Raw genomic sequence first — 26,169 nt, forward strand, 5'->3', positions numbered from 1 at the left:
AGAAACGTTGCACGCTCAAACAGTGAAGCTGACACTGGATCATCGGGCCAAAACCCTACCAGTGCGATATACAGACATTCGCTCGTCGAAACGAACCAAACCGCCCGCATATCTCTTCAGTCATCCATCAATGTCAAACAACACTGCATCCCGAAGGCCAAAAACAAGACCGTTGCGCCAATACCTCAGCGCGCCCGCCCCGATCATCCCTCGAATGCCGCCGTCTCTCCAGCGCGTCCGGCCCTCTCTCAGACCACCAACAGCACCTCAGCGCCGCCGGTGAGGGGCTATCTATGCAATGCTCTCAGATCCCGCAAGCAGAAAAAGCAAATTGGGCGAAGTTTTTTCGGCAATTCTTATTTTCCTTAAAGAAATCAATGTATACCGGGAAAATGCCGTCCTTGTTCCCGGCTCGGACCCACCTGCCCTTGATAGAAAACCGCTCGTTTTCCGAGTCGGACCCGGTTTTTCGGCGTTATCAAAAAAACCACCTACAGACTCGGGCGAGTCGCAGGCGCCTCCTCTCTCACGCCATGCGCGACCGCAGCGACGGCACCCGCAGCGCAATCAGCACTCCGATCAGCCCGAGGTAAACCAGCGGTTCAATTCGAAAGCCTTTTGCCAGAAGCAGGTAGTGCAGCCCGCCGAGAAGCGCTGCCGGATAGACCAGCCGGTGCAGGCGCCGCCAGCGCAGCGGTCCAAGCTTGCGCACCGACTGGTCGTTCGAGGTCGCGGCCAGCGGCAGCAGCAGCAGGAACGCCGCCATGCCGACGGTGATATAGGGCCGCTTCACGATATCGGTCCAGATCTCGGACAGGATCTGCAAGTCGAGCAGCAGCCAGACCAGAAGGTGGCAACAGAGGAAGTAGAAGCACAGAAGCCCGATCGCCCGGCGGAACCGCAGCAGGTTTAGCCCGGCGAACCGGCGCAGCGGCGTTACCGCCAGCCCGGCAACCAGGAAATTCAGGGCCAATTCGCCCAGCTCGTGTTCGAGCGCCTTGATCGGTTCAGGCCCCAATCCGCCGGTCAGGCCCAGGTAGAGGTACCAGACCGGCAGCATCCCGCAAATCATGTAAACGGCCCCTACGGGGATCCGTCGCAGCAAGGCGTTGATCTGGGCCACGGCCGTCACCCGCAGCACCCCTCACCCCGCTGTACCGGCGGACAGGACACCGACCCGTAGGAACAGAACACGCAGCAATCCCCCGGCCTGGGTTTCAGCACCGCCCGACAGGAGGGGCAGTCGAAAAACCACTGGCAGGCGTCCGTCGGCATCTCTGCCTCGTGGCGGGCGCCGCATCGTGGACAGGTGATCACCGATCGGGTCTGAAGCATTGTCTTCGGCTCTCAGTGGTTCTTGACCAGGTCCATTCCCTCGTAGAGTTCCGCGACCTCGGCCTCGTAGCCATTGAACATCAACGTCTCGACCTTGCGCGCGAAAAGCCCGCCGCCGACCCGCTGTTCGTATTTCTGGCTCCAGCGCGGATGGTCCACGTTCGGGTTCACGTTACTGTAGAACCCGTATTCGGTAGCGCTGTACTTGTTCCAGGCTGTTGGCGGCTGGCGGTCGGTCAGGGTGATCCGCACCACCGATTTGATCGACTTGTATCCATATTTCCACGGCACCACGAGCCGCAGCGGTGCACCATTCTGTTTCGGCAGCGGCTTGCCGTAAAGACCGGTGGCCATGATCGTCAGCGGGTGCATGGCCTCGTCCAGCCGCAGTCCCTCGACATAGGGCCACTCGATCACGTTGTAACGGGTACCCGGCATTTCCGAAGGCCGGAGCAGGGTCTCGAAGGCGACGTATTGTGCCCCGGCCTGCACCCCGGCCATGGCCAGAAGATCGGCCAGCTCGAAACCGCTCCAGGGTACCACCATCGACCAGCGCTCGACGCAGCGCAGGCGATAGATGCGATCTTCGATGGTCATCGCCGCCATGATCTGTTCGATCGGGTAATCGCCGGGTCGGTCGACCATGCCGTCGATACGCACGCTCCAGGGCGTGATGGTCATCTGGTGCGCATGTTTCTTCGGATCGTCCTTGTCGGTGCCGAATTCGTAGAAGTTGTTGTAGCTGGTGATCTCGTCCCAGCTGTTGGGCTCCAGCGTTTCCGCCTGCGCCTGCCTGCCCGCGATGGCCAGCCCGGTTGCCCCCAAGCCAGCCAGCACCTGCCTGCGATTCAGGAAAGCCGCCTCGGGCGTAATGTCGGCGAGGGTCAGGTCGTTTGTCCAGCGATGGGCCATTAAGCGCTCCGTGTCATGCATTGACAGAAACCTAGACCCGACGGGTCCTCAGGCCAACGCAATTCGCTTCACACCTGCGTTGCCGGGTTGTAACAATCGCACACCTCAGACGACGCCGAGGCGCTTTAACCCGTCCTCGAACTGCTTGTTGCCGCGCGCCCGGGCCAAACCTTCGGCGCCGAGCAGAACCGAGGGGTAAAGATCGTTCATCTGTACCGAGGTTCCGTCATCGCAGACGATCCGCACATGCCGCCGGCGCATCTGGCGAGGTTCGGCTACTCCGACCGAATGGGCGATGGTCTCGACTTCGCCAATCACCGAGCGGGCATAGGCGGCAACACGCTTTTCCTTCTCATGCACCACGAGTCCCTTCTGCAAGGACGGGATATGGGTGGTGATCCCGCTCGGGCAGGTATTCCTGTTGCACTTCAGAGCCTGGATGCACCCCAACGAGAACATGAACCCGCGCGCTGTGGCGATGAAATCAGCGCCCAGGCAGATGGCCCAGGCCACGTCACCCGGGGCCACCAGCTTGCCACTGGCGACAATTCGGATGCGGTCGTGCAGCCCGGCCAGATCGCGCAGGTCCACCATGCGGATTAGCGCCTCGCGCAGGGGCAGGCCAACGAGGTCGATCAAGGGCATCGGCGCGGCGCCCGTCCCTCCTTCGCCCCCGTCAACGGAAATGAAATCCGGCGCGCTGTCCTCGCCGCGTTCGCGTATCTTGCGGAAAAACTCGAACCACGGGTCGGCAGAGCCCATGCAGGTCTTGATGCCAACCGGTTTTCCGGTGACTTCACGTACGTGGCTGATCAGGTCGAGCAGACCGTCGAAATCGTTCACCTCGCGGTGACGATTGGGGGAAATCGCATCCTTTCCCATTGGAATTCCACGGATTATCGAAACCTCTTTATCGATCTTGGCGGCTGGCAGGATGCCACCCTTGCCGGGCTTGGCACCCTGGCTCAACTTGATCTCGAACATCCTGACCTGAGGGATCGCCGCCACTTCCCGCAACTTGTCGTCACTGAGATTTCCCTCGGCATCGCGGACGCCGAACTTGGCGGTGCCGATCTGAAAGACGATATCGCAATCCCCTTCCAGATGGTAAGGTGAAAGGCCCCCTTCGCCGGTGTTGAGCCACACCCCGGCCGCCTTGGCGCCGCGAGACAGGGCCTTGATCGCCGGTTTGGAAATCGCGCCATAGGACATGCCGGAAATATTGAAGAAGGACGGCGCAAGATAGGGCTGGCGGCACGTCGGGCCGATCAGCATCGGTTCGGTCGTCGCGTATTGATCGTCGAGCGGTGGGAAGGGCGCATTCATGAAAATCGGTGTGCCGGGAATGTTCAGGTTGCGGGTCGAGCCGAAGGCGACCGTGTTCCCCTTGGCCTCGCTCGCATTGTAGACCCAGTTCCGCTGCGCCCGGTTGAAGGGCATCTCCTCGCGGTCCATGGCAAAGAAATATTGCCGGAAGAATTCACCCAGTTCCGTAAAGATATTACGAAATCTACCAATCACCGGATAGTTTCGACGGATCGCGTCCTGGGTCTGGAACCGGTCGATGAAGAACAGGGTCACCCCAAGAAACGCCCCGGTTCCCAGGACGCCTATGAAGATGATGGCCATGACTTCGATGGAATTATATGCGAACCCCATTCAAGAACTCCGATATATTGATGTGGCTCAAGGACAAACGCGATCAGTGATTTGAGAGTGTAATCGAACGGCGTGTCGCGCAAGCCACGTCACATCACAATGGGAGAAACACTATGAAACAGTTAATGATGGGCCTTGCGCTTGCGGCAGCTGCGGGGGCCGCATCCGCGCAGGACATGATAACCTATTCAGCTGACGAGAGTTTTTCCGACATCGCCTTCGCCGTGGAAAGCGCCATCGTGGGCCGGGGGTTGGTCGTGGACCATGTCAGCTATGTGGGCGACATGCTGGAGCGCACCCGGATGGACGTGGGATCGGACGTGATTCTCTTTGAAAAAGCAGAAGTCTACACCTTCTGCTCGGCCACGGTTTCGCGCCGGGTGATGGAGGCGGACCCGATGAACATCGTATTCTGCCCCTATGGCATCTTCGTCGCGCAGAAGGCCGGGTCGGAAGAGGTTCTGGTCGGGTTCCGCAGCTTCCCGGAGGGGCCGATGCAGGAGGTCCAGGAGTTGCTGGACGGGATCGTGCGCGAGGCGGTGGGCGAGTAGACACAGGCCGGGTTGACCTTTTTCTACGCCGTTTCAAGGCGGGATCGACCGTTTTGTACAAACCCAACGGCGGATTTCGATCCGACCGGGCCGGTCAGGCGTAATCCTTTCAACAGAAAGGAGTATGCCATGGCCAGAGATATTACCCTTGCCGTTGCCACCATCGGTGTCCTTGTGAACGGGGCGGCGGCGATGGCTGGAAACGAGTCGCGCTCAGCCGCCTATCCGCTGACGGATGGGCTGATCGAGGTCGTGGCCGATTTCTCGGAAAACGCGATCTACTGGTGCGGGGCGGGCGACCACGCGCTGACCCGGTTGGGAAAGCCGGGCAATCAGCGGCTTTATGTGTGGAAAGGCCCCTCGCCCAGCCTTGCCCGCCCCGGCGAGCAGGCAGTGACCTTTGGATTCACGCCCCCACCGCAGGGGGCGGCCCCTGCCCTGACCAACGATGTCGGGATCATCGGCAACACCCTGTCCGTCGCGCAGGCCAAGAAGACCTGTGACGAACGCACCGCCAGCGGGTGACGCTCAGGACAGGTTGCGCCGAGCCGGCTCTCCGGACCTGTCCTCGCGCGCCAGCACGAACACCATGTAGACGATGTAGCCGGAAATCATTGCCGCAAGAAAACACCAGATCGAGGTGAAGGCATAGGCGGCAAACACGAACCCCGCCGCGACCGAGGCCACGATCAGCGCGCCGAAGATGCGCACCTGAGCATGTGACGACCCGGCCAGCGGCAAGCAGATCACCAGCGCATAGACTAGGCGGGCGGCCGTCTTGGCAGCCTCGCCCGGAAACAGGCCCGGATTTTTGTACTGGATCGAGTGCCGCACGAGGGAGATGTCCAGCGTCTGCGGAGTCAGCAGCAACGGCAGGTACAGCGCCGCACCAAGGCAGAACCCAAAGGCGGACAGGCCCGCAAAAATGCGCCGGCGGGCGGCGTCCGGTTCGACGAGTGTCGAGGACAGCGGCACCCAGACCGGCCAGAACCAGTAGGCAAAGAACAGGAAGACCAGCGCCGCCGCGTTGGGCGGCACCGGGTCCGGGCCGTCGAGCGACAGCCACAGGAGGCCTTCGGATATCTGCTGGATACCGAAGAACATCGGGAAGGCGGCAAAGCCCAGGAATCGCGGCCCGAGATCGGGGGTCTTGCGCAGCGCGACGGCCCCGCCCGCGATCAGGACGGTGCCGGCGACAAAGCTGGCCGTTGCCGAAAAACACATGGGAGCCTCCTCGGCACAAGCTTAGGAGAGAACAGGGCAACGGGCAAACCGCCCGGTCAATCGCCGGTCTTGCGCGCGATATAGAACCCGTAGCTGACGAAATCGGAGAACCGTTCGTAAAGCGCGATCTCCTGCCGGTCGGCCGCGACGATCGCCTGCGCGTCGGGGCCGGGGTTGCGGGCGAGGAAGGCATCGAACCTGGCCTGCATGGGCCGGTAGTAGTTTTCGAGCCAACACGCGCCGGACAGCGGGAGGTATCCAAGGGGGGTGTAGCCCTCGGCCTCGAGCTGCGCGATCTTGGTGCCGGCGGTGGCGACCTCGGGGTAGACGGCGGTCCAATAGGCGTCGAGCTCGGCCGGGCGTTCGGCGGTGAGCCATGTGAGGTCCGAGACCGCCAGCACACCGCCCGGCCTGAGAAAACGCCGCCATGCGCGCAGGCCGGTCCGGAAGCCGATGTTGTAGATCGCGCCCTCGGACCAGATCGCGTCGAGCGAGGCATCCTGGAAATCAAGCTGTTCCATTGCCGCGACCTGGCAGGTGATGCGCCCGCTCAGCCCGGCGGCCTGCGCCCGGAGTGTCAGTTCGGACAGGAAGTCGGGCAGGAAATCGACAGCGGTGATCGTGGCGTCGAGGTCGGCCGCCAGAACCAGCGTGGATGCGCCGGTGCCGCAGCCGATATCGGCGATCCTGAGCCCCTTGCGCCCGGTGAGGCCGGAGAGGGCCAGCGCCTGGCGGGTTGCGGCATCGCTGCCGGGGCCCTGCCGCGCGGCGTCGCGGTGCAGGTCGGTCAGCAGGGCCAGTTCGTCCATCGCGGGTCCTCGGGTTTGCGGTTGTTGTGCAGGTGATGGCACAGCGGGGGCCGCCGCACAAGAAAAGGCCCGCCATTGCTGGCGGGCCTTGTAATCGCGACGTCCCGGATCAGTGCACCACGGCGTCGTCGGGGCGCGGGCGGTTCGAACTGACCACCCGGTCGCCGATGATCAGCCCCTCGGGGCCGGCGGTGATCGCCACTGTTTCGCCGTCCCTGATCTCGCCGGCCAGCAGCTTCTCGGCCAACGGGTTCTGAAGGTCGCGCTGGATCACCCGTTTCAGCGGGCGTGCGCCATAGACCGGGTCGTAACCCGCATCGGCCAGCCAGGTCCGCGCCGCGTCGTCAAGATCCAGCCCGATCTTGCGGGTGGCCAGACGTTTGGCCAGCCGTGCCAGCTGGATCGACACGATACCGTCCATGTCGGCGCGCTTGAGCCGGTCAAAGATGATCGTCTCGTCGAGCCGGTTCAGGAACTCGGGCCGGAAATGCGCCCGCACCGCATCCATCACGTCGCGCCGGGCGGCGCTGGCGTCCGACCCTTCGGGCAGTTGACTGAGCGCCTGCGACCCGAGATTCGAGGTGAGCACGATCAGCGTCTGCTTGAAGTCGACATGGTGGCCCTGACCGTCGGTCAGCATACCGTCGTCGAGCACCTGCAAGAGCACGTTGAACACGTCCGGGTGGGCCTTTTCCACCTCGTCGAACAGCACCACCTGATAGGGCCGGCGGCGGACCGCCTCGGTCAGCACCCCGCCCTCGTCATAGCCGACATAGCCCGGAGGCGCACCGATCAGGCGGGCGACCGAGTGTTTCTCCATGAACTCGGACATGTCAATGCGCACCATCGCGGCGTCATCGTCAAAGAGGTATTCGGCCACGGCCTTGGTCAGCTCGGTCTTACCGACGCCGGTCGGTCCGAGGAAGAGGAACGAGCCCAGCGGGCGGTTCTCGTCGTTCAGCCCCGCGCGGGCCCGGCGCACCGCGTTTGCCACGGCGGTCACGGCCGCGTTCTGGCCGATGACGCGCTTGTGCAGCTCGTCCTCCATGCGCAGGAGCTTTTCGCGCTCGCCTTCGAGCATCTTCGAGGTCGGGATGCCGGTCCAGCGTTCGACCACCGCCGCGATCTGTTCGGGGCGCACGGTTTCCTCGGCCATCAAGGCCGAACCTTCGCGGTTCTCGGACTCGGCCAGTTGCTTTTCCAGACCTGGAATGATGCCATAGCTAAGCTCACCGGCACGGGCCAAGTTGCCTTCGCGCTTGGCGATTTCCAGTTCCGCGCGGGCGCGGTCGAGCTGTTCCTTGAGGTCCCGCCCCGAAGCCAGTTGATCGCGCGCTGCCTGCCATTGGGCGGTCATCTCGGCGGATTTCTCCTGCAGGTCGGCAAGGTCCTTTTGCAGCGTGGCGAGCCGGTCTTTCGATGCGGCATCGTCCTCGCGTTTCAGCGCCTCTTCCTCGATCTGCATTTGCAGGATCTGGCGGTCGAGTTGGTCAAGCTCTTCAGGCTTGCTGTCGACCTCCATCCGCAGGCGACTGGCCGCCTCGTCCATCAGGTCGATCGCCTTGTCCGGCAGGAACCGGTCGGTGATGTAGCGATGGCTGAGCGTCGCCGCCGAGACAAGCGCCGAGTCCGAGATGCGCACGCCATGGTGCAGCTCGTATTTCTCCTTGATGCCGCGCAGGATGCTGATCGTGTCCTCGACGGTCGGTTCCTCGACCATGACCGGCTGGAACCGGCGGGCCAGGGCCGCGTCCTTCTCCACGTATTTGCGGTATTCATCCAGGGTGGTGGCGCCGATGCAGTGCAATTCGCCGCGCGCCAGCGCCGGTTTGATCAGGTTGGCCGCATCCATGGCACCTTCGGACTTGCCGGCGCCGACCAGCGTGTGCATCTCGTCGATGAACAGGATGATCTCGCCCGAGGCCGCAGTCACCTCGTTCAGCACGGCCTTGAGCCGTTCCTCGAACTCGCCGCGATATTTCGCGCCTGCGATCAGCGCGCCCATGTCGAGCGCCAGCAGCTTCTTGTCGCGCAGGCTTTCGGGCACATCGCCATTGACGATGCGCAACGCCATGCCCTCGGCGATGGCGGTCTTGCCGACGCCGGGTTCACCGATCAGCACCGGGTTGTTCTTGGTCCGGCGGCTGAGCACCTGCATCGAGCGGCGGATTTCCTCGTCGCGGCCAATGATCGGGTCGATCTTGCCTTCGGCTGCGGCCTCGGTCAGGTCGCGGGCGTATTTCTTGAGCGCGTCATAGCCCTCTTCCGCACTCGCCGTGTCGGCGGTGCGGCCCTTGCGGATGTCGTTGATCGCCTCGTTGAGTTTCTGCGCGGTGACGGCGCCGGCATCCAAGGCGTCCTTGGCCTTGGATTTTACCATGCAAAGCGCCATCAGGATACGTTCGACCGGAACAAAGCTGTCTCCAGCCTTCTTGGCGATCTTTTCGGCCTCGTCCAGAACCTTGGCGGTCTGACCATCGAGGTAGACCTGGCCCGCGTCGCCGCTGACCTTTGGGATCTTGGACAGCGCCACTTCCAGCGCTTCAACCACGCGGCCCGGTGCGCCACCGGCGCGAGTGATCAGGTTGCTGGCCAGCCCCTGATCGTCATCCATCAATGCCTTGAGAAGGTGTTCGGGCGCCAGGCGCTGGTGCCCTTCGCGCAGTGCAATGGTTTGCGATGCCTGCACAAATCCGCGTGCACGCTCGGTGAACTTCGACAAGTCCATCATTCTCTCCTTTTCCAAGCGCCCTGTCTTGCCTGCGCCTGCCTGGCAGCACGCGGCGGTTCGGGCCTCTCGATCAATCTGGGAACAAATCCCCGTGCTTCAAGAGCCTGTCCGGAAGAAGTCCCGGTTCGATCCAATTTTCCCTATTTCACCCCATTGTTTCCGCGATTTGGCAATATTTGGAACGTCAAATGGGCCGAGAAACATGGAGACCCGTGATGCTGATCACCAATATCGAAATCTCGCGCTACACCTATTGCGCCGATACCTCCCGCCACTCGGCCAGCGTCTGCCTGACACTGGCCGACCGGATCGTGACCCTGTTCTGCTCGCTGGATCTGCCGGGGGAAACCAGCGCCGTGTCCCGCGCCCAGGCCTTTGTCGGCGACGCGCTGCGGCAGATGCGCCGGATGCCCGAGTTCCGCACCGGCAAGCAACACCTGCAGATCGACAAGCGCCTGGCACCGGGCAGCGCCTGATATCAGCTTTTGCCACCGCGCCGCGCGGCACGCGCGGCGCTGGGCCCAAGGCTGTAATGTCACCCTGAAAGGGTGGCGTTCAGGCGCGGGAGCCGCCCCGCCCCGATCCGCGCTTGCCTCGGCCGGGCCTGCCCCTTATGTACGGGCGACCCCAGCCGGAGGATCCCCTGATGACCGATACACCCCGCGCCGACGACCGGCTGATCGTCGCCCTCGATGTGCCCAACGCGCTGGCCGGGCTCAACATGGCCGAGAAGCTGGGCGACACGGTATCCTTCTACAAGATCGGCCTGGGCATGCTCACCGGCGGCGGGCTGGCGCTCGCCAACGAGCTGAAACAGGAACACGGCAAGCGCATCTTCCTCGACATGAAGCTCTTCGACATCGGCAACACGGTCGAGGCGGCGGTGCGCGGACTGGCGCAGTTCGAGCTGGATTTCCTGACCGTGCACGGCGACCCGCATGTGGTGCGCGCCGCCAAGGAGGGAGCCGCGGGCAAGGATCTGAAAATCCTCGCGGTGACGATCCTGACCTCGCTGGAACGGGCCGATCTGGACGCCGGGCTGATGGTGCCGGGCGCGGTCGGCGACCTGGTGATCGAACGCGCCGCCCGTGCCTTTGCGGCCGGTGCCGACGGTGTCATCGCCAGCCCGCAGGAGGCCGCGGCGATCCGCGCCCTGCCCGAGGCTGTCGGGCGACTGATCGTGACCCCGGGCGTGCGCCCGGCAGGCGCCGCTCTGGGCGACCAGAAGCGGGTCGCCACCCCGGCAAGCGCCATCGCGGACGGGGCCGATCACATCGTGGTGGGGCGCCCGGTGGTGCAGGCGGCCGACCCGCGCGCCGCAGTCGAATCTATCCTGCATGAAATGGCATCGTCCCGGGTGATCACGCCGAAGCGGGCCTGAAGCATGCGCCCAGGGCGGGGCTCCCGGCGAAACTTGCCAGGTAAAAAAATTTGACACTCCCTGCGCGAGCGCCTCAAATGACCCTACGTCACCCGCGTCTTGGTCAATAACGGCCTGATAACTCGGTCTTTCCTCCGTTTTCGCGTCATAATGACGGTGTGCCCCCAAAAACACATCAAAAAGGTGAGTTTTCGCGGTGAGGTATTCGATGCTACCGAAATATCAGGATTCGAGCGACCCTTGGGGTGAGACACTCCCCAACGAACCATGTCTTCCTGAGGTTCGTTACCTCCCCCCGCCGGGCGTGCGGGGGGCCTTTCTTGCAAGAAAACGCCGCTTGACAGAGGCTAAACACAGTCCCTCAGGCCAAATGCAGGACTGCCGAGGTACTTGCCCAATTGCTCGGCGAAATGCGGCACGGCACGCGGATGACGGATGTAATCGACAGGCGGCATGAGCCGCCATTCCTGGCCCTCGTCCCCCAGCACCACAAGCTCGGCATGGGCGGCGGGCAGGTGCGCGGCAAAGAACCAGATCCTGCCATGCGCCCGCAGGTAACTGGTTCGCCAGGTGACCTTGGCAGCGGCAATGGCAAGGCCAACCTCTTCGCGGGTTTCGCGCAGGGCACAGGCAAGCGGCGTCTCGTCACCCTCGCGCCCGCCGCCGGGCAGGTCCCAGTGGTCGGGCCACGGAATATCGGCCCGGTCGTCGCGCCGGATCACCAGCAGGGACGGTCCCAGGAACAGGGCCAGCTTTGCGCCGGAAAATTCCGTCTCGGCCTTTGTCAGCTTTCCACTCCGTTGCGAGTCGGGCTAGATAGGGCCAGCTTATAGCCTGCCTTGCAACCGGATTCACCCGATGACCCTTGCATCCGGTCTTTGCCGCGACTGTCTGACCCGGACCGGGACGGCCCGGCGCTGTCCGGCCTGCGGCAGCCCGCGGGTGCTGCGGCATCCGGAACTGGATATGCTGACCATCGCGCATATGGATTGCGATGCCTTCTATGCCAGTGTGGAAAAGCGCGACAACCCCGAGCTTGCCGACAAGCCGGTGATCATCGGCGGCGGCCGACGCGGGGTGGTGTCGACCGCCTGCTATGTGGCGCGCATACGCGGTGTGCGCTCGGCCATGCCGATGTTTCAGGCGCTGAAGCTCTGCCCGGACGCGGTGGTGATCAAGCCGCGCATGTCGGTCTATTCCGAGGTGTCGAAACAGATCCGCGCGATGATGGACGAGCTGACGCCGGTGGTGGAGCCCTTGTCGCTGGACGAGGCCTTCATGGACCTGTCGGGCACCCAGAGGCTGCATGGGCACCCCCCGGCAGTGATGCTGGCGCGGCTGGTCAAGCGGATGAAGGACGAACTGGGCGTGACCGGCTCGATCGGGCTTAGTCACAACAAGTTCCTGGCCAAGGTGGCCTCGGACCTCGACAAGCCGCGCGGCTTCTCGGTGATCGGGCGGGCCGAGACGGCGGAGTTTCTGCGGGACAAGCCGGTGCGGCTGATCTGGGGAATCGGCCCGGCGGCGCAGGAGAGCCTGGAGCGCGCCGGCATCCGCACCTTTACCGACCTGTTGCGCTGGGATCAGGAGGCGCTGGTCGCCCGGTTCGGGGCGATGGGGCAGCGGCTTTGGCATCTGGCGCGCGGCGAGGACCACAGGCGTGTCTCGGCGCATGATCCGATCAAGTCGATCAGCAACGAGACCACGTTTTTCGAGGATACCGCCGATGTCGAGGTGCTGGACGGTCATATCTGGCGCATGGCGGAAAAGGTGGCCGACCGGGCCAAGGCGCGCGGGCTGGCGGGGCGGGTGGTGACGCTGAAGCTGAAGCGCGCCAATCACCGCATCCTGTCGCGGCAGCAGGCGCTGCGCGATCCGACCCAGATCGCCGACCGCATCTATCGCACCGCCCGCGCCCTGTTCGACCAGTTGGGCGATCAAGGGCCTTACCGGCTGATCGGCTGCGGCCTGTCGCATCTGTGCCCCGAGGCCGAGGCGGATGTCTCGGGCGACCTGCTGGACCCGCAGGCGAAGCAGCGGGCCAAGGCAGAGCGGGCGACCGACGAGATTCGCCGACGGTTCGGATCGGACGCGATCGTCAAGGGCCGGGGGATAAGATAGGGTCGGCCAAGGCGATATCGGCGGCCATGTGGCTGACTGGCAGAACCGCAGCCTGAAGGGCGACCGACGCGGAAACCGGGCTGGCCCCTACTCCGCCGCCAGCGGCAGGCGATCCTGACCGATCGAAGCGATTTCCGACACCACCCCGCGCAGGAGCGCGCGCAGGCTGTCGAAATTGGCGTTCGGGCGGATCCTGGCCTCGTCCATGTAAAGCGCGCGGTCGATCTCGATCTGGATGGCATGCTGGCGGCGCGAGGGGCGCCCGTAAGCTTGCGTGATATAGGCACCGGCAAAGGGCGAATTGCGCACTACGTGCAAGCCCGCAGCAGCAAAGGCGGCTTCGACTCGGTCCACCACATCGCTCGCCGCCGAAGCACCGAAACGATCACCCAGCACCACTTCTGCGCGTTTCGATGTGTGCCGCGCGGTGCTTTCGACCGCTTCGCGCGGCATCGAATGGCAGTCGATCAGGATGGCTTGCCCAAACCTGGCATGCGATTCGTCCAGCAACCGCTGCAAGCGATTGTGATAGGGATGCCAGACCCGGTGCAGTCTTCCGGTGGCTTCGGACAAGGGCAGCTTGCCACGATAGATCGCGCGGCCACCTGCGACAACGCGCGGAATGACCCCGAGTCCGGAGGCGACACGCGGATTGTGTCCACCCTTGCGCACTCCTTCGATCAGCGCCGGGTCCAGTTCATCGGCGCTGCGGTTCAGGTCGAGATAGGCACGCGGTGCGACCGCGCTGAGCAAGGGGGCACCGAATTCCGGCGCAACGTCGAAAAGCAGATCGACAAAGGCATCTTCCGATGAGCGAATCGTATGATCGTCCAGTATCGTCTGGCCGAGAAAGGACGCCGGATAATGCGCCCCGCTGTGAGGCGACGCAAAAACCACGCAGGACGTGCGATTTTGCGGCAAAGACAGGTTATATGCGGTTTCGGCCATGAACGCTCCTTGATCGAGAAAATCATAGACCGGAAAATAGTTCGATCAAAAGCCCTTGATCCCCCCGCCGACTCCTTTTATAGACCCCGCTTACCGGCGCGGGCTACCGCGCCCCATTACGTTCTGGGGCAGGCGCGCGACGGCAATCATGGGCGGTTAGCTCAGTGGTAGAGCACTACGTTGACATCGTAGGGGTCACAAGTTCGAACCTTGTACCGCCCACCATGATTTCATGCCTCTGTTGATACAGGGGACCCGCGTAACCCAGGCGCTGGCCCGCGCCGCAGGAATTGGAGACGGCCATGAAGGTCAGGAACTCGCTCCGCTCGCTCAAGTCCCGCCACCGGGACTGCCGCGTCGTGCGTCGCAAAGGCCGCGTCTATGTGATCAACAAGACGCAGCGCAAGTTCAAAGCCCGCCAGGGCTGAACTGTCGCAAGACATTCGAGCTTCAATCAAAACCGCGCCTTTGGGCGCGGTTTTGTTGTTGCGGGGTGGCGATTTCCCGGTTCCTGCAACGGGCCGGGGCGCGATACCCTTCTCTTGTGCAGGAGGAGGCCGCCATGTCCCGCAAGCCCAACATCATTCTCATTCTCGCCGACGACCTGGGATTTGCCGATCTGGGCTGTACAGGGTCCGAGATCCGAACACCCAATATCGACAGCCTGGCCCGCGACGGGGCGCTGCTGACCGCAATGTACAATTGCGCGCGCTGCTGCCCAACGCGGGCGTCGCTGTTGACCGGGCTTTACCCGCATAACGCCGGGATCGGCCATATGGGGGCCGACCTGGGCACGCCCGCCTATCGCGGCTTCCTGCGCAACGACTGCGCAACCATCGCCGAACATCTGCGGGCGGCGGGCTATCGCACCTGCATGTCGGGCAAATGGCATGTGGGCGGAGATTTCATGGCGCGCGAAGTCGACAGTTGGCGGGTGGGCGATGTCGACCATCCCACCCCGCGCCAGCGCGGGTTCGACCGGTTTTATGGCATCGTTGACGGGGTCACCCATTTCTTCTCGCCCCATTACATGCTGGAGGACGATACCCGCGTCGAAACCTGGCCGGACGATTTCTATTTCACCGACGCGATCACCGACAAGGCCATCGGCATGGTCGAGGAGGCGGTGGCGATGGAGCAGCCCTTCTTCCTGTATCTCGCCCATACCGCGCCGCATTGGCCGCTGCATGCGCATCCCGAGGATATCGCGCGCTATGACGGGGTCTATGGGCGCGGCTGGGATGCGTTGCGCGCTGCCCGGCACGAGACGATGAACGCGATGGGCCTGTTTCAGACCAACTGGCAGATCAGCCCGCGCGACGAGGATGTCTGCCCATGGAAGGCCGCGCAGCACAAGGATTGGGAAGCGCGCAAGATGGCCACCTATGCCGCCATGGTGGACCGGATGGACCAGTCCATCGGCACGCTGCTGGCGGCGCTGAAACGGATGGGACAGTTCGACAACACGCTGATCCTGTTTCTCAGCGACAACGGCGGCTGCGCCGAGTTCATGGCCGAGGATGGCTGGGCCAAGTTCTTTCCCGATACCACCCATGACGGGCGGCATATCGAGATGGGCAACCGGCCCGAGATCATGCCCGGCAGCGCGCTGACCTACCAGAGCTATGACAAGCCCTGGGCCAATGTGTCGAACGCGCCGTTCCGCAAGTTCAAGCATTATGTTCACGAGGGCGGAATCTCGACCCCGCTGATTGCCCATTGGCCGGGCCGGATCGCGGCACCCGTGCCGCTGCACGCAGCCTGTCATGTGGTCGACATCCTGCCGACGATTCTCGAGGTCGCGGGCGCGCGGCCGATTTCCGAGCTGGGCGGGCATGGAATGCAGCCCCTGGAAGGAGAGAGCCTGCTGGACCTGCTGCGCGGGAAGGACTGGGCGCGCGAACAGCCGATCTTTTTCGAGCACGAAGGCAACAGCGCCATCCGGCTGGGCCAGTTCAAGCTGGTGCGGCTGCACGGGCAGGACTGGGAGCTTTACGACATCGAGGCCGACCGGACCGAGTTGAACAACCTGGTCCGGGGAGAATCCGACCAGGCCAGGACATTGATCGCGCAATATCAGGACTGGGCCGACAAGACGGGCGTGCTGGACTGGAACATCGCCCTGCCCCGGCTGCTGGCGGCCTGGCAGATGGACAATGCCGAGGGGTGATCCGATCACGCTTATCCGACAGAATTAATCAGTTTTTACTTGCATCGGATCGGGATTCCGGTAATTGACTATTTCAGTCGGATAAACTGAAATGCGAGAGACCGCCCCCATGATGAAGACCACCACCGCAATCGCCGCCGCCCTGATCGCCACATCGGCTGTCGCCGAGGGCGAACTGAACCTCTATTCGTCGCGCCATTACGATACCGACGAGCGGCTCTATTCGGATTTCGAAGAGGCAACCGGCATCCGCATCAACCGGATCGAGGGCAAGGCCGACGAACTGGTCGCCCGGATGCAGGCCGAGGGCGCGAACTCGCCCGCCGATGTGCTGATCACCGTCGATACCTCGCGCCTGTCGCGGGCAAAGGATGCAGGCATCCTGCAAGCGATCGACAGCCCGGTCCTGGAAGAGCGCATTCCCGCCAACCTGCAAGACGCCGACAACCAGTGGTTCGGCTTTTCCCAGCGCGGGCGGATCATCTTCTTCGACAAGGCCGACGTGACCGAGCCGCCGATGACCTATGCCGATCTGGCCGACCCGAAGTACAAGGGTCAGGTCTGTATCCGGTCGTCGACCAACGAGTACAACCAGACGCTGCTGGCGGCGATCGTCACCCACGAGGGGCGCGATGCGGCCAAGGCCTGGGCCGAGGGCGTGGTTGCCAACATGGCGCGCGATCCGCAGGGCGGCGATACCGACCAGCTGCGCGGCATCGTGTCGGGCGAGTGCGAAATCGCGGTGTCGAACACCTATTACTTTGCCCGCGCGATCCGGACCGACGTCAAGGGCCTGTCCGACAGCCGCGAAATGCTGGGTTGGGCGTTCCCCGACCAGGACGGCAACGGCGCGCACATGAACCTGTCGGGCGCCGGCGTGGCCGCACATGCCCCGAACCGCGAGAACGCCATCAGGTTCCTCGAATATCTCGCCAGCGACCAGGCGCAGGTCTATTTCTCGAACGGCAATGACGAGTATCCTGCGGTCGCCGGTGTAGACCTGGCGCCCAACGTGGCGTCGCTGGGTGCATTCAAGGCCGATGCGGTAAACCTGTCGGAGGTCGCCGCCAACATCCCGGAGGCACAGAAGATCTTCAACGAGGTCGGCTGGAAGTAAGACCGTTGGTGCAAGGGGGCTCTGCCCCCGTCGCACAAGCGCGACTCCCCCGGAGTATTTGAAATAAGATCAAGGAGCGGGCATTCGTGCCCGTTCCTTTTCGTTTGCGCAGACCGGACCGGACGCGTACCCTGCGACCAATATTTTCTGACGTTCTTTTTTCGTTCCTTCGGGGATAGAACATGCCGATGACTTCCGTCCTGCTTGCCGACATCACCGGCAGCACAGCACTCTATGACAAGCTGGGACAGCAGGTCGCCATGGAACGCGTGGCGTCGATGCTCGCCCGCCTGCGCGAGATCGCCGAAGCCCATGACGGCCGTTGCATCAAGATGAAGGGCGACGACGTCCTCTGCCGGTTCGACGCGCCGGACCAGGGCTATGCCGCGGCGCGGCAGATGCTGGCCGAACCCTGGCCACATGGGCTGAACCTGCATGCCGGTCTGTACTGGGGCGAGGCCGATGAGACGGCGGGCGATCTCTATGGTGACGCGGTGAATGTGGCGGCCCGGCTGGCCAGCCTCGCCAAGGCGGGCGAGATCCTGGCCGGGAATGCGGCGGTCGAGCAACTGGACAGCGAGGCCCGGGCCGCCTTTCTGCTGATCGGCAGCATCCGGCTGAAAGGCAAGACCGAGCCTACTCGGGTCTACTCCATTACCCAGGGCACCTCGGCCGGGCGAACAACCATCGCAGGCGGGTTCGCCGCGTTGATGCGGGCGCGTACCGAAAGCGCCGAGTTTCGCACCGGAGACGGTGTGTGGCACCTGACCGAAGGCCAGAGCCTGACAATCGGCCGCGCCGATGATTGCGATATCCGTCTCAGCGAGCCCTGGGTCTCGCGCCAGCATGGCAGACTTGAACTGCGGGGGGCGGTTCTGGAGTATGCCGACCACTCGAGCGCGGGCAGCGCGGTCTTGCCCGAGGATGGACCTGCGGTCGATGTCCACCGCAGAGCCGTTCCTTTGATGGGCACCGGAGTCCTGCTGTTTGGAACCGGAGACCAGGAGGCCGCGGGCGCGCGTCTGATCTATGCCACCAACGACCTGATCCCCGAGTGAGGCGGCGGCCCTATCGTCCGCGCCCGACCTGACGGCAAATCAGGATTACCGGCAAGAGGCCAACGGCGAGGATCACCAGCGAAGGAACGGCGGCGCCTTCGAGCCGCTCGTCGCTGGCCAGGCGGTAAGCCTGTACCGCCAGCGTGTCGAAGTTGAAGGGCCGCATGATCAGGGTCGCGGGCAGTTCCTTCATCACATCGACAAAGACGATGAGCAGCGCGGTCATCAGCGAGGGCGTCAGGATTGGCAGATGGATGCGCCGAAGCGTGCCCAGGGGCGTTTGCCCCAGCGACCGCGACGCGGCGTCCATATTGGCATGCACCGTGCTTTGGCCGCCCTCATAGGCACTCAGCGCGGCGGCGAGGAATCGCACCATGTAGGCCGCGACCAGAAGCCAGATCGAGCCGGTGACCAGCAACCCGGTAGAAACCCCGAACGTGGCGCGCATCCAGGCGTCGAAGGCATTGTCGAAGGCCGCGAAGGGAACCAACAGACCCACGGCGATCACCCCGCCGGGCACCGCATAGCCGAGCCGCGCGAGGTAGGAGGCCGTCCGGGCTGATCGCCCGGGCCGGAGCCGCTGGAAGAAACCGACGCAGATCGCTGCGAGCACCGTGACCAGGGCGGCTGTGCCCGCCAGCGTCAGCGAGTTGCGGATGAAGCCGATATAGCGGCGCGACAGCAGGTTCTGTTCGGATTCGAGCCCCATCAGCACGAGAATGATCACCGGCAGCACGAAGCCAAGCACAACCGGAATGGCGCAGAGCAACAACGCCGCCGCCGCCTGCCATCCTTTCAGTCGGCTTGCCGGCATGGCGGCGTGCCGGCGGCCCGACTGGTAGTATCGCGCCTTGCCGCGCTGGATGCGTTCGGCCACGGCCAACAGCAGGGCGAAGCCAAGAAGGCACAGGGCCAGCTGCGCCGCGGCTGCCCGGTCGGCCATGGAGAACCAGCTGGTATAGATACCGGTGGCAAAGGTACGCACGCCGAAATAGGCCACGGTACCGAAATCGGCGATGGTCTCCATCACAGCCAGCAGCACGCCTCCGGCAATGGCCGGGCGCGCCATCGGCAGGGAGACCCGCCAGAAGGCCGCCCAGGGGCTGGATCCCAGCGCGCGGGCTGCCAGATAGGCGGTGGCGCTTTGCTGCAAGAAGGCGGCGCGGGCCAGAAGGTAGACATAGGGGTAGAGGACCAGGATCAGCATGACCGCAGCCCCCTCGGTCGAGCGGATCTCGGGGAACCAGTAGTCGCGCGGGCCCCAGCCGGTGATCTGGCGAAGGGTGGTCTGCACGACGCCGGGGTGATCGAGCACGAAAGTATAGGCATAGGCCAGCACATAGGCCGGGAAGGCCAGCGGCAGGACCAGCGCGATCTCCATCAGGCGGACGCCGGGAAAACGGGTCATCGTCACCAGCCAGGCGGCGCCGACGCCCAGGCAGAAGGTGCCACCGGCCACCAGCAGGACCAGCAGCAACGTGGTCACGGCATATCCGGGCAATACGGTGGACATCAGATGAGCGAGCGTGTCAGTCCCGCCAGTGAGCGCCGCAAGCGCCACGGCGACCATCGGCAGCAGGCAAGCCGCCGCGATGGCATAGGCCAGACCACCCATCACGCGGGTCCCCAGCGCAGTGCGGCGGCGCGAACCGTGTTCGGAATACTGGATCTCGGCCATGGTCGGTCTGGTACGGGTTTGCTTTTGCCCCTTAATCGACCAGATTAGTCGGAAATACCAGTGCCTAGAGCACAGAATCCTGCCGCATGTAACGGAATGCAACCATGACGACCACTGATACCGCCACCAAGATCACCAGATGGTTGCTGACCGGCGCGCGCGCCAAGGCAAACCTGGCGGCGGTGCTGGACGGTCTGGTCGCGCGGCTGACGGCTGCGGGCTTGCGTATCGACCGGGCCACGATCGGCGCGCCGCTGATGCATCCGATCGCGCGGTCGAGCTTCTCGATATGGACGCCGCTCGCGCCGGCCAGGGAGAACGAGGTGATTTGGGACGAGGTCGGCATGGACCGGCTGCGCAACAGCCCGATGTACCCGATCTATGGGCGGGGCGAGGATGTCGACTGGCGGCTGGGAACCGAAGGCGAGCCGGGTGAATACGGGATCGGGGCGGAATTGCGGGCGGATGGATTTACCCACTACCTGGGATTGGCGCTGCCGTTTGCCGATGGCAGTTTCAAGGGCCTGACGCTCCAGACCAAGCGGGGCGGCGGATTTTCCGAAAGCGAGCGCGCGCTCTTGCGGGAACTGGTTCCCCCGCTGGCGGCGGTGGTCGAGCATCATGTTCAGAAGCGGCTGGCGCAGACGCTGATGGACACGTTCGTGGGCCAGCGTGCAGGACGGCGCGTGCTGGAAGGGCAGATTCACCGCGGCGACGGCGACACGATCCGGGCGGTGATCTGGATGAGCGACATACGGGCGTTCACGCAATTGGCCGCCGAACGGGCGCCGCAAGAGGTGATAGGTCTCCTGAACCGGTCGTTCGAGGCGGTGACAAACGCGATTCTGGACAACGGCGGCGAGGTGCTGAAGTTTATCGGCGACGCGGTTCTCGGCATCTTTCCTGTCGAAACGGACGCCGAAGGCGCGGTGGCCCGAGCCGAGGCCGCCGTGGCAGAGCTTCGGGCGTCGAGGGCGGCGCCGGATTGGCCCGGCGAGGTGGAGATTGGCGTGGCGCTGCACCTGGGCGAAGTGTTCTACGGCAATATCGGCGGGCGCGAGCGACTGGATTTCACGGTGATCGGCGCCGCGGTCAACCTGGTGGCGCGAGTCGAGGGGCTTTGCGGAGTGTTGGGAGAGCCGGTTCTGGTCACCGCCGAGGTCGCGAGGCTGTCCGGCCACCCCTATACCGGCCGTGGCGCTTATGATGTGAAGGGGGTTGCGGTTCCCGTCGAAGTCTTTGCTCCCGAGCGGTGAAGCCGCCCGCCGGGCGCAAAAAACCGTGCCGGGGCCGTTGGAAAACCTGCCCGGTCCGGCGCATAATCGCGCATGACCGCGAATGTCCTGACGGCCCTTGGCGGGGTCGGACTGTTTCTGATCGGCATGTACATGCTGTCCGGGGGCCTGCGACAGCTGGCCGGGCGCCGTTTGCATCAGGCGCTTTCGCGGTTTACCCGCACACCGGCCAGCGGCGCCCTGACCGGAGCGCTCACGACCGCCCTGATCCAATCGTCGAGTGCAACAACGGTTACTGCCATAGGGTTTGTCAGTGCCGGGCTTTTGACCTTTTCCCATGCGCTTGGCATCATCTTCGGCGCCAACATCGGCACCACTTTGACAGGCTGGTTGGTCGCGCTGCTGGGGTTCAAGCTGGACCTCGGCCAGGTGGTACTGCCTCTGGTTCTTGTGGGCGCGCTGATGCAGGTGCTGGCAAAGGGCAACGCGGCGGCCGCTGGCCGGGCCGTGTCGGGCTTTGCCCTTCTGTTTGTCGGCATCGACATGATGAAGGATGGGATGAACGCCTTTCAGGGCATCGTGACGCCCAGCAACTTTCCGGGGGACGACCTTTGGGGTCGGCTTCAACTTGTCGGCATCGGCATCGCGATCACCATCGTCACCCAATCGTCAAGTGCAGGTGTGGCGACCGCGCTGGCCGCGCTCGGGGCCGGAGCGATCTCGTTTCCGCAGGCTGCGGCGATGGTGATCGGGATGGATGTGGGCACGACCTTCACCGCGGTTCTGGCCTCGGTCGGCGGTTCGACCATGGCCCGACGCACCGGGGTGGCACATGTCGTCTACAACCTGATGACCGGCTCGATGGCCTTCGCGTTGCTGCCGGTTGCCGCAACCGCCCATGACGCGCTGCTTCCGGGCGACCCTCAGCTGGCGCTGGTCGGTTTCCATTCGGTGTTCAACGCCCTGGGTGTTTTGCTGGTGCTGCCGTTCACGCCCCGTTTCGCGCAACTGATCGAGTACCTGGTGCCCCGATCCGGTCCCCGTCTGACCGATCGTCTGGACAGCGCGCTGCTGAAGGAAACGGACGTCGCAGTCAGAGCGGTCGCGGCCACGGTCGAAGACCTGTGTCGGGCGCTGTCACTGAACATTGCCCATCTCCTCGATCCGGAGAGAAGCGAGACAGCCGTTTGCGGTGACGAGACGTTCCGGCAGGCTATGGACGAAACCCGCACCTATCTTCGCGAGGTCAACACGACAGCCATTCCCGAAGACGCCAATGACATGTTCGAAGCAGCATTGCACACGCTCGACCACCTGGGTCGACTGCACTATCGCTGCATGCGGGCCGACCGGATCGCCACCATCCTGTCCAACCCGGACCTGCGCCGGCATGCCCATGAATTTGCCGATCTTGCCCGCCAAATGGCGGTTGCCGAGGGCGCGCAGTTTCCCGAAGAAGAGATCAATGCCTTTCGCAGGGAGATGAGGGCGGAGCGCAAAGCCTGGCGTCTGCACGTGATCGACCGGGCCGCGGACGGGCGCCTTTCATACGATCTGGCGGAAGAGCAGATGGACGCCCAGAGGTGGCTGCACAGGTCGGCCTATCACCTGTGGCGCATGGCACTGCACTTGAACGAACTGCACCTGCCGGACGAGTTGCGAACACCCAGGTCAAAGGCCGCCGAAACCTCCGGCTGAAGCGGCACCGCCGCGCAACAAGGCGCGCCGATGCGGGGCGGTTCGATACATGGTCAATCGTAGCGGCGCTGATCCTCGATCACCAGCCCGTCCTTGGGCAGGGTTCCGGGGGCCACCACCTCGATTGCGCCCTTGAGCTTGAGCACCTCGGCGACCGAGCGGGCATAGGCGTTGCTGTCGCCGCCGGGGCTTTCGATCTGGACCGTCATCGCGTCCATCTCGCCCACGCGGGTTGCGATGACCCGCGCCTTGACGATCTCGGAATGCTTTTCGACCAGAGCCGCCACCTGTTCGGGGCGCACAAACATGCCCTTGATCTTGGTGGTCTGGTCGGCGCGGCCCATCCAGCCCTTGATCCGCATGTTGGTGCGGCCGCAGGGCGAGGCGCCCTCCATCACCGCCGACATGTCGCCGGTGGCGAAACGGATGAGCGGGTAGTCGGGGTTGAGGGAGGTCACCACGACCTCGCCCACCTCGCCCGGCGCCACCGGCGTGCCGGTGCCGGGAGTGACAATCTCGACGATCACATGTTCGTCGACGATCATCCCCTCCATCGCCGCGCTTTCATAGGCGATATTGCCCAGATCGGCGGTGGCGTAGCATTGCAGGCACGAGATGCCGCGGTCGGCATATTCCTTGCGCAGCGAGGGGAACAACGCGCCGCCGCCGACAGCGGCCTTGGTGAAGCGCAGTGCAACGCCCATCTCGTCGGCCTTGTCCAGGATCACCTTGAGGTAATCGGGCGTGCCGGCGTAGGCGGTGCATCCCACGTCATGCGCGGCGGTCACCTGCAACTCGGTCTGGCCGGTGCCTGCGGGCAGCACCGCGGCGCCCACCGCCCGCGCGCCGTTTTCAAAGATCATGCCGGCGGGTGTCAGATGATAACCGAAGCAGTTCTGCACGATATCGCCCTGCCCGATGCCGGCGGCATGCAGGAAGCGGCCCATGCGCCACCAGTCATGATCAGTGCCGCCCGGTTCATAGATCGGGCCGGGAGACTGGAAAACATGGGCAAAGCCATGCGCGGGCTTGACCGTGAACCCGCCAAAGGGCGGGTGTTCGCCCTGGGCACGGCTGAGTTCGGACTTGCGCAGCACCGGCAGCGCGGCCAGCGCCTGTGCGTCGGTGATCGCGGCCGGGTCGACATCGGCCAGCAGCCGGGCAAAGCCGGGCGCTGTTTTCGCGCGAGCGATCTGCTGGGGCAGCGCCGCAGCCAGATCTGCGGCGCGCTGGTCGGCCGAGCGGGTTTCGAGCGTATCAAAATGTGTCATGGGATGATCCCTCATCAGCTCAGCCACCGCTTGCGGCGGCGGTAGGAGCGCACATCGCGGAAACTCTTGCGGCCCTCGTCGGACATGCCGAGATAGAATTCCTTGACGTCAGGGTTTTCGCGCAGGTCCGCCGCCGGCCCGTCCATCACCACGCGACCCGATTCCAGAATGTAGCCATAATGCGCAAAGCGCAGCGCGACGTTGGTGTTCTGCTCGGCCAGCAGGAAGGACACGCCCTCTTTCTCGTTGAGGTCGCGGACGATCTCGAAGATCTCTTCCACCAGTTGCGGCGCAAGACCCATAGAGGGTTCGTCGAGCAGGATGGTTTCAGGCTTGGACATCAGCGCGCGGCCGATGGCGACCATCTGCTGTTCACCGCCCGAGGTATAACCAGCCTGGCTCTTGCGGCGTTCCTTGAGGCGGGGGAAATAGTTGTAGACCATTTCGAGGTCCCTCATCATGTCGGCCTTGCCGCTGCTGCGGGTGTAATAGCCGGTGAGCAGGTTTTCCTCGACGGTCAGGTGTTCAAAACAGTGGCGGCCTTCCATCACCTGGATGACGCCCTTCTTGACCAGAGCGGCCGGGTCCAGTTCGTGAATGGTTTCGCCGCGATACTTGACCGAGCCCTTGGTGACCTCGCCGCGTTCGGAATGCAGCAGGTTCGAGATGGCCTTGAGCGTCGTGGTCTTGCCGGCGCCGTTGCCGCCCAGCAGCGCGGTGATGCCGCCCTTGGGCACGGAGAGGCTGACGCCCTTGAGCACGAGGATCACGTGGTTGTAGATCACCTCGATATTGTTGACCTCCAGCAGGGTTTCCACCTGCACGTCCGTGGTATTCGCCGCATCCAGCATCCGCGCTTGTCCTCATTGGCCCCGGTCGGCCGGGGATGGTCGGGGGCGGGACGGCGGCGGGCCGCCGTCCCGGGTTCGATGCCGGCCCGGATACCGGGCCGGTCCTGGCGCTTAGTTGCAGCGCTTCGCGATGTTGTTCTCGGTCGCGTAGGCGCCCGAGTCTTCCTCGATCAGCGCGCCGATGACGTCACCGTCGGTCGGTTTGAAGTCCGAGATCAGCGACCAGGTCTTGGCTCCCGCATCCCACTGGGTTACGCCCACCAGGGCGTCGCCGCCGTGGTTGGCGCAAGTGACCTTGAAGGCCGGACCAAAGTTCGGCAGGCCCAGTTCGGCCATCTTCTCCTGGGTCATTTCCAGCGCTTCCATGCCGTCGCGCATGTCGGCGGCGGTAATATCGGCCTTGCCCGAGATCTCCTGTGCCTTCTTGGCGGCTTCGGCGGCCAGCATGGCGGCATAGAGACCACGGTTGTAGAGCACCGTACCGACCTGGTCGCCGGCGCCGGCGGCCTTGCCTGCGTCGATGACGTATTTCTTCAGATCGTCATAGAGCGGGTAGTCGGAGCCCACGTTGTGGAAGGTCAGCGCCTTGTAACCATTGGCCCCGTCGCCGGCGGGCATCACGTCATGTTCGGCGCCGGACCACCAGATGCCGATGAAATTTTCCATCGGGAAGCGGATGTTCGCGGCTTCCTGGATGGCGACCTGGTTCATCACGCCCCAGCCCCACATCAGCACATAGTCGGGCTTGTCGCGGCGGATCTGCAGCCACTGCGATTTCTGCTCCTGGCCGGGATGGTCGACCGGCAGGGTGCTCAGCTCGAATCCGTGCTTCTTGCTCAACTCTTCCAGCGTGCGGATCGGCTCCTTGCCATAGGCCGAGTTGTGATAGACTAGGGCGATCTTCTTGCCCTTGATGTCGCCGCCGTTGATTTCCAGCAGGTAGTTCACCGCGCCCGAAGCACCATCCCAGTAGTTTGCGGGATAGTTGAAGACATGGCTGAACACTTCACCGTTCTTGGCCGAGGTGCGGCCATAGCCCATCGAGTGGATCGGGATACCGTCAGCGGTGGCCTTGGGGATCAGCTGATAGGTGATGCCGGTCGACAGCGGCTGGTACACCAGGGCACCCTGGCCCTTGGTCGACTCGTAGCATTCCACGCCCTTCTCGGTGTTGTAGCCGGTCTCGCATTCCAGCACGTTGGCCTTGACGCCGCCGATGCCACCGTCACGCTCGTTGAGCAGGGTGAAATAGTCGGCATAGCCGTCGGCGAACGGAATTCCGCCCGCGGCATAGGGGCCGGTGCGATAGCTGAGCGACGGGAATGTCAGGTCAGCCAGCGCCGGGCCTGCGGCGATCAGGGCGCTCAGCGCCACGGTTGCCAGTTTCATCTTCATCGGGTGTCTCCTCCCTTGGTTAGAC

At 64.0% G+C, this 26,169-nt stretch carries 25 protein-coding genes and 1 tRNA gene; 13 read left to right on the forward strand and 13 right to left on the reverse strand.

What is annotated here, in order from left to right; genetic code table 11:
• Nucleotides 1-369 (forward strand): hypothetical protein (locus BLT75_RS24575; RefSeq protein WP_218128842.1); only part of this gene is annotated, 369 nt, incomplete at its 5' end.
• Nucleotides 370-526: 157 nt separating this feature from the next.
• Here BLT75_RS24575 and msrQ read toward each other — a convergent pair.
• The 4 genes from msrQ to BLT75_RS04630 all read right to left on the reverse strand — a co-directional run bounded on the left by msrQ (nt 527) and on the right by BLT75_RS04630 (nt 3,906).
• Nucleotides 527-1,123, reverse strand: a complete 597-nt coding sequence (gene msrQ, locus BLT75_RS04615; protein WP_093029016.1) for a protein-methionine-sulfoxide reductase heme-binding subunit MsrQ — start codon at nt 1,121-1,123, stop codon at nt 527-529.
• A 5-nt stretch (nt 1,124-1,128) separates the two neighbouring features.
• On the reverse strand, nt 1,129-1,335 hold the full coding sequence (locus BLT75_RS24740) for a GDCCVxC domain-containing (seleno)protein (protein WP_093028232.1): 207 nt from the start codon (nt 1,333-1,335) through the stop codon (nt 1,129-1,131).
• 12 nt (nt 1,336-1,347) lie between these two features.
• A complete protein-coding gene (gene msrP, locus BLT75_RS04625; RefSeq protein WP_093028234.1) occupies nt 1,348-2,247 on the reverse strand; it encodes a protein-methionine-sulfoxide reductase catalytic subunit MsrP in 900 nt (299 codons plus the stop codon).
• Nucleotides 2,248-2,352: 105 nt separating this feature from the next.
• Nucleotides 2,353-3,906 carry an FMN-binding glutamate synthase family protein gene (locus tag BLT75_RS04630; protein WP_093028236.1) on the reverse strand — a complete coding sequence of 518 codons (1,554 nt, stop codon included), beginning with the start codon at nt 3,904-3,906 and terminating at the stop codon, nt 2,353-2,355.
• A 113-nt stretch (nt 3,907-4,019) separates the two neighbouring features.
• On the opposite strand from BLT75_RS04630, the gene BLT75_RS04635 reads away from it, so the two are divergent.
• Complete coding sequence (locus tag BLT75_RS04635; RefSeq protein WP_093028238.1) at nt 4,020-4,457, forward strand: DUF302 domain-containing protein; 438 nt, start codon at nt 4,020-4,022, stop codon at nt 4,455-4,457.
• A 129-nt stretch (nt 4,458-4,586) separates the two neighbouring features.
• Nucleotides 4,587-4,982: a hypothetical protein gene (locus BLT75_RS04640; protein WP_093028240.1), complete on the forward strand. Its 396-nt coding sequence runs from the start codon at nt 4,587-4,589 to the stop codon at nt 4,980-4,982.
• 3 nt (nt 4,983-4,985) lie between these two features.
• On the opposite strand, the gene BLT75_RS04645 is transcribed toward BLT75_RS04640, so the two are convergent.
• The 3 genes from BLT75_RS04645 to clpB all read right to left on the reverse strand — a co-directional run bounded on the left by BLT75_RS04645 (nt 4,986) and on the right by clpB (nt 9,218).
• Nucleotides 4,986-5,681, reverse strand: a complete 696-nt coding sequence (locus BLT75_RS04645) for a DUF6629 family protein (protein ID WP_093028242.1) — start codon at nt 5,679-5,681, stop codon at nt 4,986-4,988.
• A 56-nt stretch (nt 5,682-5,737) separates the two neighbouring features.
• The gene (locus BLT75_RS04650; RefSeq protein WP_093028244.1) at nt 5,738-6,490 is read right to left on the reverse strand and encodes a class I SAM-dependent methyltransferase; all 753 of its coding nucleotides are present in this window, start codon (nt 6,488-6,490) and stop codon (nt 5,738-5,740) included.
• A 109-nt stretch (nt 6,491-6,599) separates the two neighbouring features.
• Nucleotides 6,600-9,218 (reverse strand): ATP-dependent chaperone ClpB, encoded by a 2,619-nt coding sequence (clpB, locus tag BLT75_RS04655; protein WP_093029018.1) that lies wholly within the window; start codon nt 9,216-9,218, stop codon nt 6,600-6,602.
• A gap of 218 nt (nt 9,219-9,436) precedes the next feature.
• On the opposite strand from clpB, the gene BLT75_RS04660 reads away from it, so the two are divergent.
• Nucleotides 9,437-9,697: a hypothetical protein gene (locus tag BLT75_RS04660; protein ID WP_143028518.1), complete on the forward strand. Its 261-nt coding sequence runs from the start codon at nt 9,437-9,439 to the stop codon at nt 9,695-9,697.
• Nucleotides 9,698-9,867: 170 nt separating this feature from the next.
• Nucleotides 9,868-10,602: an orotidine-5'-phosphate decarboxylase gene (gene pyrF, locus BLT75_RS04665; RefSeq protein ID WP_093029020.1), complete on the forward strand. Its 735-nt coding sequence runs from the start codon at nt 9,868-9,870 to the stop codon at nt 10,600-10,602.
• A gap of 347 nt (nt 10,603-10,949) precedes the next feature.
• On the opposite strand, the gene BLT75_RS04670 is transcribed toward pyrF, so the two are convergent.
• Nucleotides 10,950-11,390, reverse strand: coding sequence for an NUDIX hydrolase (locus BLT75_RS04670; RefSeq protein WP_093028248.1), 441 nt, complete (start codon nt 11,388-11,390; stop codon nt 10,950-10,952).
• Between the two features lie 70 nt (nt 11,391-11,460).
• On the opposite strand from BLT75_RS04670, the gene BLT75_RS04675 reads away from it, so the two are divergent.
• Nucleotides 11,461-12,723 carry a DNA polymerase IV gene (locus BLT75_RS04675; RefSeq protein ID WP_093028250.1) on the forward strand — a complete coding sequence of 421 codons (1,263 nt, stop codon included), beginning with the start codon at nt 11,461-11,463 and terminating at the stop codon, nt 12,721-12,723.
• Nucleotides 12,724-12,810: 87 nt separating this feature from the next.
• On the opposite strand, the gene BLT75_RS04680 is transcribed toward BLT75_RS04675, so the two are convergent.
• Nucleotides 12,811-13,671: an N-formylglutamate amidohydrolase gene (locus tag BLT75_RS04680; protein WP_093028252.1), complete on the reverse strand. Its 861-nt coding sequence runs from the start codon at nt 13,669-13,671 to the stop codon at nt 12,811-12,813.
• 150 nt (nt 13,672-13,821) lie between these two features.
• Here BLT75_RS04680 and BLT75_RS04685 point away from each other — a divergent pair.
• The 5 genes from BLT75_RS04685 (at nt 13,822) to BLT75_RS04705 (ending at nt 18,016) form a co-directional block, all read left to right on the forward strand.
• Nucleotides 13,822-13,896 (forward strand) — tRNA-Val (locus BLT75_RS04685).
• 77 nt (nt 13,897-13,973) lie between these two features.
• Nucleotides 13,974-14,099 carry a type B 50S ribosomal protein L36 gene (gene ykgO, locus BLT75_RS04690; protein ID WP_011048967.1) on the forward strand — a complete coding sequence of 42 codons (126 nt, stop codon included), beginning with the start codon at nt 13,974-13,976 and terminating at the stop codon, nt 14,097-14,099.
• Nucleotides 14,100-14,233: 134 nt separating this feature from the next.
• Nucleotides 14,234-15,841, forward strand: coding sequence for an arylsulfatase (locus tag BLT75_RS04695; protein ID WP_093029022.1), 1,608 nt, complete (start codon nt 14,234-14,236; stop codon nt 15,839-15,841).
• Between the two features lie 109 nt (nt 15,842-15,950).
• Nucleotides 15,951-16,958: a Fe(3+) ABC transporter substrate-binding protein gene (locus tag BLT75_RS04700; protein WP_093028254.1), complete on the forward strand. Its 1,008-nt coding sequence runs from the start codon at nt 15,951-15,953 to the stop codon at nt 16,956-16,958.
• Nucleotides 16,959-17,140: 182 nt separating this feature from the next.
• On the forward strand, nt 17,141-18,016 hold the full coding sequence (locus tag BLT75_RS04705) for an adenylate/guanylate cyclase domain-containing protein (protein WP_093028256.1): 876 nt from the start codon (nt 17,141-17,143) through the stop codon (nt 18,014-18,016).
• A gap of 10 nt (nt 18,017-18,026) precedes the next feature.
• Here the strand turns inward: BLT75_RS04705 and BLT75_RS04710 are convergent, their stop codons facing one another.
• On the reverse strand, nt 18,027-19,694 hold the full coding sequence (locus tag BLT75_RS04710; RefSeq protein ID WP_093028258.1) for an ABC transporter permease: 1,668 nt from the start codon (nt 19,692-19,694) through the stop codon (nt 18,027-18,029).
• A 104-nt stretch (nt 19,695-19,798) separates the two neighbouring features.
• On the opposite strand from BLT75_RS04710, the gene BLT75_RS04715 reads away from it, so the two are divergent.
• Nucleotides 19,799-20,950 (forward strand): adenylate/guanylate cyclase domain-containing protein, encoded by a 1,152-nt coding sequence (locus tag BLT75_RS04715; protein ID WP_093028260.1) that lies wholly within the window; start codon nt 19,799-19,801, stop codon nt 20,948-20,950.
• Nucleotides 20,951-21,022: 72 nt separating this feature from the next.
• A complete protein-coding gene (locus BLT75_RS04720; RefSeq protein WP_093028262.1) occupies nt 21,023-22,627 on the forward strand; it encodes a Na/Pi cotransporter family protein in 1,605 nt (534 codons plus the stop codon).
• Between the two features lie 53 nt (nt 22,628-22,680).
• Here BLT75_RS04720 and BLT75_RS04725 read toward each other — a convergent pair whose 3' ends face one another.
• The 3 genes from BLT75_RS04725 to BLT75_RS04735 form a co-directional block, all read right to left on the reverse strand.
• Entirely contained in the window at nt 22,681-23,898 is a 1,218-nt protein-coding gene (locus tag BLT75_RS04725) for a phenylacetate--CoA ligase family protein (RefSeq protein ID WP_093029024.1), read from the reverse strand.
• A 14-nt stretch (nt 23,899-23,912) separates the two neighbouring features.
• Entirely contained in the window at nt 23,913-24,749 is an 837-nt protein-coding gene (locus BLT75_RS04730) for an ABC transporter ATP-binding protein (protein WP_093028264.1), read from the reverse strand.
• A gap of 111 nt (nt 24,750-24,860) precedes the next feature.
• Nucleotides 24,861-26,144, reverse strand: a complete 1,284-nt coding sequence (locus BLT75_RS04735) for an ABC transporter substrate-binding protein (protein WP_093028266.1) — start codon at nt 26,142-26,144, stop codon at nt 24,861-24,863.
• Nucleotides 26,145-26,169: the final 25 nt, after the last annotated feature.

It is taken from the genome of Ruegeria marina (genome assembly GCF_900101475.1).
GTDB lineage: Bacteria > Pseudomonadota > Alphaproteobacteria > Rhodobacterales > Rhodobacteraceae > Ruegeria_B > Ruegeria_B marina.

Excerpts from the sequence above, each read along its gene's own strand:
- ykgO (WP_011048967.1), top strand. The coding sequence starts at position 13,974 with ATGAAGGTCAGGAACTCGCTCCGCTCGCTCAAGTCCCGCCACCGGGAC.
- BLT75_RS04730 (WP_093028264.1), bottom strand. The coding sequence starts at position 24,749 with ATGCTGGATGCGGCGAATACCACGGACGTGCAGGTGGAAACCCTGCTG.
- BLT75_RS04650 (WP_093028244.1), bottom strand. The coding sequence starts at position 6,490 with ATGGACGAACTGGCCCTGCTGACCGACCTGCACCGCGACGCCGCGCGG.
- BLT75_RS04680 (WP_093028252.1), bottom strand. The coding sequence starts at position 13,671 with ATGGCCGAAACCGCATATAACCTGTCTTTGCCGCAAAATCGCACGTCC.
- BLT75_RS04715 (WP_093028260.1), top strand. The coding sequence starts at position 19,799 with ATGACGACCACTGATACCGCCACCAAGATCACCAGATGGTTGCTGACC.
- BLT75_RS04645 (WP_093028242.1), bottom strand. The coding sequence starts at position 5,681 with ATGTGTTTTTCGGCAACGGCCAGCTTTGTCGCCGGCACCGTCCTGATC.
- msrP (WP_093028234.1), bottom strand. The coding sequence starts at position 2,247 with ATGGCCCATCGCTGGACAAACGACCTGACCCTCGCCGACATTACGCCC.
- BLT75_RS04710 (WP_093028258.1), bottom strand. The coding sequence starts at position 19,694 with ATGGCCGAGATCCAGTATTCCGAACACGGTTCGCGCCGCCGCACTGCG.
- BLT75_RS04660 (WP_143028518.1), top strand. The coding sequence starts at position 9,437 with ATGCTGATCACCAATATCGAAATCTCGCGCTACACCTATTGCGCCGAT.
- BLT75_RS04705 (WP_093028256.1), top strand. The coding sequence starts at position 17,141 with ATGCCGATGACTTCCGTCCTGCTTGCCGACATCACCGGCAGCACAGCA.
- BLT75_RS04700 (WP_093028254.1), top strand. The coding sequence starts at position 15,951 with ATGATGAAGACCACCACCGCAATCGCCGCCGCCCTGATCGCCACATCG.
- BLT75_RS04720 (WP_093028262.1), top strand. The coding sequence starts at position 21,023 with ATGACCGCGAATGTCCTGACGGCCCTTGGCGGGGTCGGACTGTTTCTG.
- BLT75_RS04725 (WP_093029024.1), bottom strand. The coding sequence starts at position 23,898 with ATGACACATTTTGATACGCTCGAAACCCGCTCGGCCGACCAGCGCGCC.
- pyrF (WP_093029020.1), top strand. The coding sequence starts at position 9,868 with ATGACCGATACACCCCGCGCCGACGACCGGCTGATCGTCGCCCTCGAT.
- BLT75_RS04630 (WP_093028236.1), bottom strand. The coding sequence starts at position 3,906 with ATGGGGTTCGCATATAATTCCATCGAAGTCATGGCCATCATCTTCATA.
- BLT75_RS04675 (WP_093028250.1), top strand. The coding sequence starts at position 11,461 with ATGACCCTTGCATCCGGTCTTTGCCGCGACTGTCTGACCCGGACCGGG.
- clpB (WP_093029018.1), bottom strand. The coding sequence starts at position 9,218 with ATGGACTTGTCGAAGTTCACCGAGCGTGCACGCGGATTTGTGCAGGCA.
- BLT75_RS04735 (WP_093028266.1), bottom strand. The coding sequence starts at position 26,144 with ATGAAGATGAAACTGGCAACCGTGGCGCTGAGCGCCCTGATCGCCGCA.
- BLT75_RS24740 (WP_093028232.1), bottom strand. The coding sequence starts at position 1,335 with ATGCTTCAGACCCGATCGGTGATCACCTGTCCACGATGCGGCGCCCGC.
- BLT75_RS04635 (WP_093028238.1), top strand. The coding sequence starts at position 4,020 with ATGAAACAGTTAATGATGGGCCTTGCGCTTGCGGCAGCTGCGGGGGCC.
- BLT75_RS04695 (WP_093029022.1), top strand. The coding sequence starts at position 14,234 with ATGTCCCGCAAGCCCAACATCATTCTCATTCTCGCCGACGACCTGGGA.
- BLT75_RS04640 (WP_093028240.1), top strand. The coding sequence starts at position 4,587 with ATGGCCAGAGATATTACCCTTGCCGTTGCCACCATCGGTGTCCTTGTG.